Genomic DNA, 11641 nt, shown 5'->3' with positions numbered 1-11641 from the left:
CGTGGTCTGATCGCGGAGGCCGGGGCGGGGGGGGGTTGTTCGGGCGGGGGGGGTCCGTTTGTTCTCTTCCTCGGTGTTTGCCGGGGGGGGGGGGGGGGCCCCCCCCCCCCCCCCCCCCCCACGACGGGTCAGGCGTGGAGGGCCTGGGCGGCGGCGTCGACCGCGGCCCAGGAGTCGTGCCAGACCGCGCGGGCCTCGGCGCGGCGGGCCAGCTCGCGCTCGGCGATCCGGCCGGCGACGAAGCCGACCTCGCCGTCCGCGGTGTCCAGCACCGTGCGCATCCGCTCGGCGGCGATCACCGCGTCCTGGTGGTCGCCGAGCACCGTCTGGAAGTCCCGGGTCGCCTTGATCAGCTTCTTGATGCGCTTGGCCCGCTTCTTCTTCGCCGACGTCTGCGCGAGCTCGGCGGCGTAGCGGAGCTTCTTGCCGTGGATGCGCAGGGCGTGCAGGTCGTCGTCCGGCGGGTCGGCGGGCAGCGCGCGCACGGCCTTCGTGAGCTTGCGGTGCGGCTTCGCCAGCCCGGCGATGAGGTCGTGCGACTCCTCCGCGACTGCGGCGGCCGTCTCCCCGTCCCGGGTCAGCAGGCTGACCTCGCGCAACAGCGTCGAGTAGCGGGCGCTGGACAGGGCCCGCGTCAGCCGCCGTTTCGCCGCGGTGCGCTCGGTGACGAACCGGGACACGAGCCGGTGCCCGGCGGCCTGGTCGCGGACCTCGAAGCCGGCGACGACCTCACGCAGGTGGCCGATGAGGACGTCGTAGTCGCGGACCTCGCCGAGCGACTGGCCGAGCCAGCCCAGCTCCGCGCGCACCGGCTCGGCGCCGTCGCCGACCAGCGGGCCGGACAGCTTGAGCACGCTGCGCATTCTTCTCAAAGCGACGCGCATCTGGTGCAGGTCCTCGGGGTCCGCGCCCGAGCGGGTGCCGGGCTCGTAGGCGAGCAGGGCGCGGATCTCCCGGTCGAGCTTGGCCCGGACGTGGTGCGCCGCCGGATCGGCCGGGCTCGCCACGACGGGGAGCTCCGGCAGACCCAGCTCGACGGGCAAACGAGGCAACGATTCGGTGGTCACCTCATGAATAGTAGGTGAACTACCGGGCGGTACCTCCCACGATCACTCAGTCGTTGGCGTGCAGCATCGCGTTCAGCTCGACGCCGCTGCCGGTCCGCGGCACGACCTCGACCGCGCCGGTGCCCGAGTTGCGCCGGAACACCGCGCCGGAGATGCCGTTGAGCTCGCGAGCCTTGACGACCTTGCCGTCAACGACCACCTTCGTGCCCGCCGTGACGTAGAGGCCGGCTTCGACGACGGTGTCGTCGCCCAGCGAGATCCCGACGCCGCCGTTCGCGCCGATCAGGCAGCGCTCGCCCAGCGAGATGGTCTCCTTGCCGCCGCCCGAGAGCGTGCCCATGATCGACGCGCCGCCGCCGACGTCGGAGCCGTCGCCGACCACGACACCCGCCGAGATCCGGCCTTCGACCATCGACGCGCCGAGCGTGCCGGCGTTGAAGTTGACAAAGCCCTCGTGCATCACGGTGGTGCCGGTGGCCAGGTGCGCGCCGAGCCGGACGCGGTCCGCGTCACCGATCCGGACACCGGCGGGCAGCACGTAGTCGACCATCCGCGGGAACTTGTCGACGCTGTAGACGGTCACCGCGCCGCGCGCCCGCAGCCGCAGCCGGGTCGCTTCGAAGCCTTCGGCCGGGCACGGGCCGTGGTTGGTCCACACGACGTTCGCCAGCAGGCCGAACATGCCGTCGAGGTTCTGGCCGTGCGGGCGGACCAGCCGGTGCGAGAGCAGGTGCAGCCGCAGGTACATGTCGTGGGTGTCGGCCGGGGCGTCGGCGAGCTTGCCGATCGTGGTGCGGACGGCGACGACCTCGACTCCGCGGTCGGTGTCCGGGCCGAGCAGGCCCGCGGCGGCCTCGCCGAGCACCTCCTCGGCCTCCTCCGCGCTCAGCCGCTGCGTGCCGGCGGTGCCGCCGTCGGTCAGCTTGGGGTGCGGGTACCAGGTGTCGAGGACCGTCCCGTCGGTCGCGACGGTGGCCAGCCCGACGCCGCTGGCGCCGGTCGTTTCGGGGTTCGGGCTCTGCTCGCTCACGGCCCTCACCGTAGTCGAGCGGGGCCGGTCAGCCCGTTGTGGGCCGGGCGTCCACCTGCTTCTTCAGCCCCGAAAGGGCGGCGGCGATGTCGACCAGCGCCTGGGTGCACGGCCCGCCCGCGTCCGGCACGGTCGTGCAGCCCGAGCTGCGGAACGCCTTGACGGCCGTGTCCAGCTTGTCGGCTTCGGCGACCAGCTGCGGGTCGCGGTCGTCCGCGCGCTTGCGGGCCGAGCCCGGGACGTTGCCGATCTCCGTGACGTACTTCTCACAGCCCTTCGGCAGCTGCGTGCGCGGGCTGGCGAAGCACTGGTCGACGGTCAGCGCGTCCAGCTTCGTGGGGAGCGCGTCGGGGCCCGGCTCGCCGCCCTGCTTGGGGGTCGGGCCGGCTTCGTTGCCGCAGCCGGACAGGACCAGGACCAGCAACGCGCCGCCGACGGCGACCGGGAACCTACGCACAGGCCCACGGTAGCCCTGCCGGTAGCGTGCCGGGCATGAGCCTCGACCTGCACGCGGACCCCGTCGACCTCACGGCTGCCCTTGTGGACGTCTTCAGCGTCTCGGGCAGCGAGGCCGAGCTGGCGACGCTCGTGCAGGAAGCGCTCGAGAAGCAGGCGCCGCACCTCGAAGTCGTCCGCAACGGTGACGCCGTCCTCGCGCGGACGAACCTGGGCCGCGCGTCGCGGGTCGTGCTCGCCGGGCACCTGGACACGGTGCCGGAGAACGGCAACCTGCCGTCACGGCGCGAAGGGGACGTGCTCCACGGCCTGGGCACGGTCGACATGAAGGGCGGCGACGCGGTCTTCCTGCACCTCGCGGCGACGCTGCCTTCGCCCAGGCACGACATCACGTTCGTGTTCTACGACAACGAAGAGGTCGAAGCGGTCAAGAACGGCCTCGGCCGCATCGAGCGCGAGCTGCCGGAGTGGCTGGCAGGCGACCTGGCGATCGTCGGCGAGCCGTCGAACGCCGTGATCGAAGCCGGCTGCCAGGGCACGATGCGCGTCGAGCTGCGGCTGGCCGGCAAGCGCGCGCACACGGCGCGGGCGTGGATGGGGGAGAACGCGATCCACGCGCTGGCCGAGCCCCTGCGCCGGCTGGCGGAGTACACACCGAGGGTCGTCGACATCGACGGGCTGACCTACCGCGAGGGCCTCCAGGCGACGTCGATCGGCGGCGGTGTGGCGGGCAACGTCGTCCCGGACGCGGCGGTCCTGACGGTGAACCACCGGTTCGCCCCCGACCGCTCCCCGGAGGCGGCGGAACAGCACCTGCGCGAGGTGTTCGAGGGGTACGAACTGTCCGTTGTGGACCTGTCCCCGGGAGCCCTGCCCGGCTTGTCCGCCCCGGCGGCGGCGGAACTGGTGGCGGCAGCGGGCGGCCGCGCGGCGGCAAAGCTGGGCTGGACGGACGTGGCGCGCTTCGCGGCGTTGGGGATGCCGGCGGTGAACTTCGGCCCGGGCGACCCGACCCTGGCCCACACCCAGCAGGAGAACGTCCGGACGGCGGAGATCGGGCAGGTCGCCGAGGTGCTCCGCAAGTTCCTGAGCTGAGTGGCCGTCGCCGGGCTTTCTCACACTCGTAGTTCAGCTCGGACTGCCGGACGGACTTCGACGTCCTGCACCCCAGCTGCGACGATCGTGACCCGCCGTTGTCGACCTGACATCCGGCGCTCCTCCCCAGGCCGGCCACGCCGCTCGCATCAAGTGGCGGTCGTCACATCCGGACCCGCTGAGCTGCGGTGACGCTCCGGCACCGGACGTCACCGCAACTTTTCCGGGCCGCTGTCCGTATCTCCCCGTGAGGGGTGCAGCCGGGAGGGACCATGCCCAAAACCGCGAGACGGGCCGCGGCCGTTGCCGCGCTCGCCGTGGCGGTGATCGGTGCTGGGACGGCCTGTGAGCAGCAGCCCGTCGCCGCGCCCGCGGCCGGGCCCGTGGTCATGGCCATCGGGGAGGCCACCTCCGTGCCGCCGCCGCCCGATGCGCGTGAGCCGGTGACGCAGGCCGCGCCGGTCGAGGTCGCCATCACCTTTCCGCGGACCGGGTCCGGCCAGTGGATGTTCACCCCCGGCAGTGATCAGGTCGCCGGCGCCCGCGGCCGGCTCATGCGGTACCGGATCGCGCTCGAAACCGACATCAACGGCGTCGGCCCGGCCGAGTTCGCGAAGGACATCCGCGGCATCCTCGGCGACCCGCGCGGCTGGACCGGCGGCGGTGAGTGGCGGCTGCAGCAGGTCGGCCCCGACGACAGCGCTGACTTCACGATCTACCTGGCGACCCCCGCCAGCCGCGACAAGCTGTGCGGTGGCACCCCGGACGGCTACACCTCCTGCCGCAACGGCAGCAACGTCGTGCTCAACATCGCCCGCTGGGCCAACGCCGTCCCGAACTACGGCGCGCCGCTCGCGCAGTACCGCCAGTACATGGTCACCCACGAGACCGGGCACCGGCTCGGCCACGGCCACGAGCTGTGCCCGGGCGCGGGCCGGCCGGCGCCGGTGATGGAGCAGCAGACGCTCGGGCTGCACGGCTGCGTCCCGAACCCCTGGCCGTTCCCGGACGGGCGCGAGTACGCCGGCCCGTCCGGGGAGTACAACGACCCGATCCCCGCCGGCGACTCGTGAGTGGTAATTAGGGTTCTAACCCGAATTACCACTCACGACATCTCAGCGGCCCTGCAGGGACTTGACGTTGTTGCCGAAGGTCCAGCCCTTCGAGCCGTCCCAGTTGATCGACCAGTCCATCAGGCCCTTGAGCCCCGGAACCGACCGCCACGCCTGGGAAACCAGGCTCGTCGACATGTACCCGCCGCCCGCGCCGGGCTGGGCCGGCAGACCCGGGACCTGCTTGTCGTACGGAACGCGAATCGTCGTGCCCTGGATGACCAGGCCCTGGTTCAGGCACTGCGTCTGCACGGTGAAGCCCTGCACGGTCCCGGCCTGGTACGAGTCGCCGGAGCAGCCGTACATGGACCCGTTGTAGTACTGCATGTTCAGCCACCACAGCCGGCCGTTGTCGGCGTACTTCTTGATGATCGGCAGGTAGGCGCCCCAGATCGAGCCGTACGTGATGCTGCCGCCGGTCACGTAAGCGGTTTCCGGCGCCATCGTGAGCCCGAAGTTCGACGGCATCTGCGCGAGCACGCCGTCGATGATCCGGATCAGGTTGGACTGCGAGGCCGAGAGCGTCTTGATGTTCCCGCTGCCGGTGAGGCCGGTCTCGATGTCGATGTCGATCCCGTCGAAGTTGTACTGCTTCAAAAGCGGCACGATCGTCGCGACGAACTTGTCGGCCACGGCGCTGGAGGACAGGTCTATACCGGCGGCCGCGCCGCCGATCGACATCAGGAGCGTCGCGCCCGCGGCCTTCGCCGCGCACATCTCGGCGGGCGTGGACACCTTGACGCCGGCGTCCATCCCGTTCTCCCACAACACGGTCCCGTCGGACCGGATCACCGGGAAGGCGGCGTTGATGACGTTGTACCCGTGCTGGGCCATGCGAGCGTCGGTGATGGGCACCCAGCCCATGCCGGGGTGGACGCCGTTCGCGGCGCCGTCCCAGTTCTCCCAGTAGCCCTGGAGGACCTTGCCCGTGGGCCGCGACTTCACCGCGCACGTGTCGGCCTGCACCGCCCCCTGCGCGGGGGCCGACACGAGCAGCGGGACGGCCAGGACCGCCGCCAGGAGGGATCCGAAGAAGCGGGTTCTGCGACCGGACATACCGGCTCCCATCGTCGTTGAGGGCGAACGCGGCGTGTGGCGTCCACGATAGGGAAACCGGGAAAGCGCTGACTACCTACGAACGGGTGGTCTAGACAACCGGGGCGCCTCCGCGGCGAAGGCGCCCCGGTCGCGGGTCAGACGGTCAGCGTCCAGGAGGACAGGTAACCGGTGTCGGCCGGGCCGACGTCGCGCAGCCGCAGCTGCCACGCGCCGTTCGCGGCCTCCGAAGAGGCGTTGACGGTGTAGGTGGTGTCGAGGTTCGGCGTCGAGTCGCTGCTGGAGTTCTTCAGCCGGTACGCCGTGCCGTCCGGGGCGACGAGGTCGATGACCAGGTCACCGCAGTAGGTGTGGGTGATGTGCACCTCGACCTTGGTGGCGTTGGACGCGTTGCGCGTGCAGCCGCCGACCGTCGCGGTGCTGTTCACCGCGGCACCGGGGTAGTCCGGGATGTTCAGCCGGGTCCCGTTGGTCACCGGCGCGCACGACGACGTCCCGACGCCGAGGGTGAACGACGCCGTGTGGTCGACGCTCGCGCCGTCCGCGGTCACCGTCACCGGGAAGCTCCCGGTCGGGGTCGAAGCCGACGTCGTGATGGTCAGCGTCGAGGAGCCGCCCGACTGGACGGTCGCCGGGCTGAACGACGCGGTCGCGCCCGCGGGCAGGCCCGAAGCCGACAGCGAGATGGACTGCGCGCTGCCGGACGTCGTCGCGGTGCTGACGGCGACCTGCAGCGACTGTCCCGGTTGGACGGTCCCGGCGGTCGGGTTCAGGCTCACCGAGAAGTCGTTGCCCTGCGTGGTCGCGACGGCCAGCTTCCACAGCGCGTACCCGATCGCGTCGGAGTTCTTCTCCAGTGGGGTGTCCGGGATGTTCGACGTCGTGTCGCAGGCACGGTGGTAGCAGTTGTCGAACGCCGCACCCGCGGTGCCGCCCCACTTCTGGGCCTGGGCCGACGACTTGATGTCCCCGGCGCCGGTGGCCAGGCCGCCGACCGGGATGCCCGCGCTCTTGAACGACGCGTGGTCGGACCGGCCGTCGCCTTCGCTGTCACCCTCGGTCTGGATGCCGATCGAGGAGAAGTACTCGTCGAAGATCGCCTTGACCGAAGCGACGTCGTCGTAGACGAAGTAGCCCCAGTTCTTCGAGCCGATCATGTCGAAGTTGAGGTAGGTCTTGATCTTCGTGCGCTCGGCGCTGGGCAGGTTGTTGACGTAGTACTTCGAGCCGACCAGGCCGGACTCTTCGTCGGCCCACCAGGCGAAGCGGACGCGCTTGGCCATCGCCGGGTTGGTGCGGGCCAGCGTCAGCGCGGTCTCGAGGATCGACGCGCTGCCGGAGCCGTTGTCGTTGATGCCGGGGCCGGCGCTCACGCTGTCGAGGTGCGCGCCGAGCATGATGACCTGGCTCGCGTCACCCTGCGGCCACTCCGCGATCAGGTTCTGCGACTGGCCGATGCAGCTGGTGCACGTCTGCCGGGTCGTGGTGAAGCCCGCGTTCTTGAGCAGGTTCTCCACATAGGACACCGACGCCGCGTAGCCCGCGCCGCGCGGGGAGCGCGTGCCGCCGTTGTTGTTGGCGATGGTCTGCAGCTGGTTGAGGTGGGTCTTGATGTTGGCCAGCGAGATGTCCGGCGCGGCGAGCGCCGTGGCGGGCGCGGCGGTGGCCGCTGGCGCGCTGACAACGCCCAGCACGGCGGCCAGGGCGGTGACCCCGGCGCCGAGGCGAGTTTTCCACTTCATGGCGGTGAGTTCCTTCGATGGGGGTTGGGGAGAACGGCCGTGAAGGCCGCACCGGGCTGGTGCGGCCTTCACGGGGTGGGGCGTGTTACACGGTCAACGTCCAGGAGGACAGATAACCGGTGTCGGCGGGGCCGACGTCTCGGATGCGGAGCTGCCACGCGCCGTTCGCGGCTTCGGTGGAAGCGTTCACGGTGTAGGTGGTGTTGATGTTCGGCGTGGACGACGAGCTGGAGTTCTTCAGCCGGTAGGCGGTGCCGTCCGGCGCGACCAGGTCGAGGACCAGGTCACCGCTGTAGGTGTGGGTGATGTGCACCTCGACCTTGGTGGTCGACGACGCGTTGCGCGCGCAGCCGGCCACGGTGTTGGTGCTGCTGACCGCGGCACCCGGGTAGTCCGGGATGTTCAGCCGGGTCCCGTTGGTCACCGCGGCGCACGAGCCCGTGGTCCCGACGTTCAGCGTGTACGACGCCGTGTGGTCGGTGCTCGCCCCGTCGGCGGTCACGGTGATCGGGAAGCTGCCGGTCGGGGTCGACGCGGAAGTCGCGATCGTCAGCGTCGAGGAGCCACCCGACTGGATGGTCGCCGGGCTGAACGACGCGGTCGCGCCGGCCGGCAGGCCCGAGGCGGACAGCGTGATCGACTGCGCCGCGCCGGAGGTGATCGCGGTGCTGATCGTGGTGGTCGCCGAGGCGCCCGGCTGCACGGAACCCGAGGCCGGGTTCAGCGCGACGGAGAAGTCCGGCCCGCCGCCGCTGCACGAGGCAGGCTCACCGGTCGCGGCGGTGACGGAGACGGCGTCCCAGGCGGCCTTGGTGGCGTTGAACTCGGTGCAGCTGCCCGGGAAGAGCGCGATCGCGGCTTCGAGGGTCGCCTTGCGGGCGGCCTTGTGGTTCCACGACGAGGTCTTCTTCAGCAGGCCGTTGTAGAAGATCTTGCCGGCCTTCTGGATGCCGACGCCGGTGACGCTTGAGTTGTTGCAGGTCGGGCTGGCGGGCTTGCCGCCACCCGGGTTCGAGCCCTCGGCGAGCAGGTAGAACCAGTGGTTCTGCGGGCCGGCCGCGGCGTGCACCTCGGTGCTCGGGATCGACGACGAGTAGCAGTTCGGGTCGCCGACCTTCGACGGCTGGTACATGTAGCGGATCGGGCCCTGGCCGACCAGGTTGACACCCTCGCCGACCTCGTAGTCCGGCGTGTCCTTGACGTTGTTCGCGTACGCCTCGGTCAGCGCGCCGAAGATGTCGCCGGTCGACTCGTTCATGCCGCCGTTCTCGTTGCCGGAACCGGCGCCGCCCGGGGTGAACTGGAAGATGCCGTGCCCGAACTCGTGGCCGACGACGTCCATCGAGGTGGCCTGGCGCTGGTTGTCCTGCGAGTGCCCGAAGTGGGTCGAGGAGCCGTTCCAGTAGGCGTTGACGTCGGCCAGGCCGACCGAAGCCGGGTAGCCGGTGCCGCTGCCGTTGATGCCGTTGCGGCCGAGCCAGTCGGCGAGCATCTTCCACTCGGTCTGGACGCTGTAGAGGACGTCGACGCAGCCGGTCTCGAGGTCCGTGCCGGAGCCGTTGCCCCAGGCGTTGTCCGGTCCACTGTAGACGGACCCGCCCTCGCGGCCGCAGCTGATGCCGGTCCGGCCCGGGTCGCGCATCGTGTACGTGGAGCCGGACTGCGTCGTGTCGATGGAGACGTTGCCGACGTAGTAGCTGTTGCCGGTCCCGGCGACGTTCACCGTGTTCGGCTGCGCCTGGGTGCGGGCGCCCGAGGCGAACGTCTTGACGTCGTCGCGCTTGTCGAGCACCGCGCCGGTGGCGGCGTCGACGAACACGTGCAGGTTGCTCGGCGCCGTGGCGGTGCGCCCGGCGACGACGACCTCGTAGGCCAGCTTCGGGCTCGTCCCGGCCAGCACCACCTTCTCCGGCGTGCTCACACTGTCCACAGTGGGCAGTTGAGCGCGCGCGGTGGCGGCGGCCTTCGCGGCGTCGAGCGCGGCCTGCGTCCCGACGGTGATGGCCGCGGTCTCGGCGGCGCTGGTGCCGCGGACGCGCCCGGCGCCGTCGGCGACGACGACCGCGTCCCCGCCCACGACCCGCAGGCCCTGGTAGGTCCGCTGGTAGGCGCCGTAGAAGAGGCCGCCGCCACCGGCGGTCAGGCCGACGCGCTGGAACGATTCCGCGGGGCCCCGCTTGAGCGCGTCGAGACCGCTGGCGGCGGCCTGGTCGGCGGCGCGCGCGGCGGCGGCTTCCGGTGCGGCGGGCTGTGCTGCTGGGCTCGCGCTCGCCGGGGTCACCGGCAAGGCGAGCGTCATGGCGAGCCCGGCGGCGGCCGCCAAGCCCGTTCTGAACCCACGATGGGTCATCGAGGTCAACCTTTCATGAAGGCAGAATCGTGGACCGGCAAGGAGAAAAGGGGACGTGTCCGGCGGGCTAACAGGAGGTATGCGTCCGGACGCATCCGAGTAAAGGGATCAGGGCGTCGGGCCGTCAATGCGCCGAACGGACCAACGCCGCCTTTGGGATTCGCGGGTCAATTCGTACAAACCCCGCTCGTGCTGGGGATTCGCCCCGCGTTCCGCGCCGGAACGACTTTCGTAGGGAGTGTCCCCGACACCATCCGAACGCCGGACGATCTCGATCATCGGGAATCGTTAGTACCGCTCAGGAAACGGTGTTCAGTCGGCTTCGGCGCCCAGCGCGATGAGCCCGTTCCGCAGCACGTCCGCCGCTTCCGCCTGCCGCCCGGTCTCGCCCAGGAGCTCGCTCAACGGCCGCAGCGCGCGCACCAGCACCTCCCGCGCCCCGAGGCCGGTGGCCAGCTCGACCGCGGCCCGCAGGTCGTCGGCCGCGCGCCGGGCGTCACCCCGGGCCCGGGCCAGGGACCCCTGCTGCAGCCGCAGCTCCGCCGCCAGCGCCGTGCCCGACACCACCGAGGGCCGCACCTGGTCGAGCAGCCCGCTCGCCGTCTCCGCCCGGCCCGCCGCGAGGTACTCCGCCGCCAGCTCGAGCGTGATCGCCGGGACGTCGTCCGGCCAGGCCGTCTCGCGGGCCGCCGCGAGGTCGACCAGCGCGCCTTCGACGTCGCCGGCCCGGCCGCGGACCCGGGCCCTGGCCAGCAGGCAGTGCGCCATCGCCGGGTGCAGGGCCCGTTCCTGCATGAGGTCGTAGGCCGCGGCGACCGACGCCGCCGCGTCGGCGAAGCGGTCCGCGGCCAGGTGGCTGCGGCAGACCTCGACGTGGCTGCGGGTCAGCTCGGCCAGCACCGCCGGCCCGCCGCGGGTCAGCCGCAGCGCCGACTCGGCGTACTCGGCGGCCCGTTCGAGGTCGCCCTGGCGCAGGTGGCGTTCGGCGAGACACGCTCGCAGCGTCAGCAGCATCGACGGCTGCGGGTACCCGTCGCGCAGCAGCTCCGCGTGACAGGTTTCCAGCAGGTGCAGGGAATACCGCGCCTCGCCCCAGTCGCTCAGCACCGCCGCGCGCAGCGGCACGACCATCGCCCGCACCGGCGGCGGCTCGCCCGACAACGTCGTCTCGGCCTCGGCGACGTACTTCGTGCGGACGTCACCGCGGGTGTACCCGGCCAGCCACAGCAGCGCGATGCCCGCCTGCCGCGGCCGCTCCAGGCGTTCGGCGGCGCGCCGGATCCGCTGCATCCGCGGGGCCGCGCGGCGGGCGTCGCCGGCCAGGAACCGTTCCGCCGTCTCGATCAGCTCGAGGTCCAGCTCGACCAGCTCCCGCGGGGAGCTGCCGCCCAGCAGCTCGTCGGGGTCGATGCCCAGCTGCCGCGCGAAGAACCGCAGCGCGTCGCCCGACGGCGTCCGCGCGCCGGTCTCGACCGACGAAACGTAGGCCGCGGAGTACTGCGGTCCGGCGAGCTCACGCTGGGTGAGCCCGCGTTCGGTGCGGAGCTCACGCAGGCGCTCGCCGACGGTCTCGCCGCTCACACTCACGCAGCCGCCTTTCCACCGGGTGCCGGATGTCCAAGGGTAGGCCGCGGGGGGGGGGGGGGGGGGGGGGGGGCCGGGGGGGGGGGGGGGGGGGGGGGGGGGGGAACAAACACAAAACACCGCACGGGAGGGGAGCCCAGTTTTACCAC

Annotated in this window: 9 protein-coding genes; 2 read left to right on the top strand and 7 right to left on the bottom strand. The window is 71.7% G+C overall.

What is annotated here, in order from left to right; translation table 11 throughout:
* Positions 1 to 128: 128 nt before the first annotated feature.
* Genes ACZ63J_RS10270 through ACZ63J_RS10260 form a run of 3 tightly spaced genes read right to left on the bottom strand, consistent with a single transcriptional unit; the run spans position 129 to position 2554 of the window.
* Entirely contained in the window at positions 129 to 1067 is a 939-nt protein-coding gene (locus ACZ63J_RS10270) for a CHAD domain-containing protein (RefSeq protein WP_465403981.1), read from the bottom strand.
* A gap of 46 nt (positions 1068 to 1113) precedes the next feature.
* Positions 1114 to 2097 (bottom strand): 2,3,4,5-tetrahydropyridine-2,6-dicarboxylate N-succinyltransferase, encoded by a 984-nt coding sequence (gene dapD, locus ACZ63J_RS10265; RefSeq protein WP_465403979.1) that lies wholly within the window; start codon positions 2095 to 2097, stop codon positions 1114 to 1116.
* A 28-nt stretch (positions 2098 to 2125) separates the two neighbouring features.
* The gene (locus ACZ63J_RS10260) at positions 2126 to 2554 is read right to left on the bottom strand and encodes a hypothetical protein (RefSeq protein WP_465335690.1); all 429 of its coding nucleotides are present in this window, start codon (positions 2552 to 2554) and stop codon (positions 2126 to 2128) included.
* Positions 2555 to 2589: 35 nt separating this feature from the next.
* On the opposite strand from ACZ63J_RS10260, the gene dapE reads away from it, so the two are divergent.
* The gene (gene dapE, locus ACZ63J_RS10255; protein ID WP_465403977.1) at positions 2590 to 3648 is read left to right on the top strand and encodes a succinyl-diaminopimelate desuccinylase; all 1059 of its coding nucleotides are present in this window, start codon (positions 2590 to 2592) and stop codon (positions 3646 to 3648) included.
* Between the two features lie 272 nt (positions 3649 to 3920).
* Positions 3921 to 4721: a DUF3152 domain-containing protein gene (locus tag ACZ63J_RS10250; protein ID WP_465403975.1), complete on the top strand. Its 801-nt coding sequence runs from the start codon at positions 3921 to 3923 to the stop codon at positions 4719 to 4721.
* A gap of 42 nt (positions 4722 to 4763) precedes the next feature.
* On the opposite strand, the gene ACZ63J_RS10245 is transcribed toward ACZ63J_RS10250, so the two are convergent.
* From ACZ63J_RS10245 to ACZ63J_RS10230, 4 genes are all read right to left on the bottom strand, one after another.
* A complete protein-coding gene (locus ACZ63J_RS10245; protein WP_465335687.1) occupies positions 4764 to 5816 on the bottom strand; it encodes a chitinase in 1053 nt (350 codons plus the stop codon).
* A 137-nt stretch (positions 5817 to 5953) separates the two neighbouring features.
* Complete coding sequence (locus ACZ63J_RS10240; RefSeq protein WP_465403973.1) at positions 5954 to 7558, bottom strand: M28 family peptidase; 1605 nt, start codon at positions 7556 to 7558, stop codon at positions 5954 to 5956.
* A gap of 85 nt (positions 7559 to 7643) precedes the next feature.
* Positions 7644 to 9908, bottom strand: coding sequence for a M4 family metallopeptidase (locus ACZ63J_RS10235; RefSeq protein ID WP_465403971.1), 2265 nt, complete (start codon positions 9906 to 9908; stop codon positions 7644 to 7646).
* 312 nt (positions 9909 to 10220) lie between these two features.
* Positions 10221 to 11495 carry a helix-turn-helix domain-containing protein gene (locus ACZ63J_RS10230; protein WP_465403969.1) on the bottom strand — a complete coding sequence of 425 codons (1275 nt, stop codon included), beginning with the start codon at positions 11493 to 11495 and terminating at the stop codon, positions 10221 to 10223.
* Between the last annotated feature and the right edge of the window lie 146 nt (positions 11496 to 11641).

The organism is Amycolatopsis sp. NPDC104863, assembly GCF_055582965.1.
This window is presented reverse-complemented; position numbering and strand designations above follow the sequence as displayed.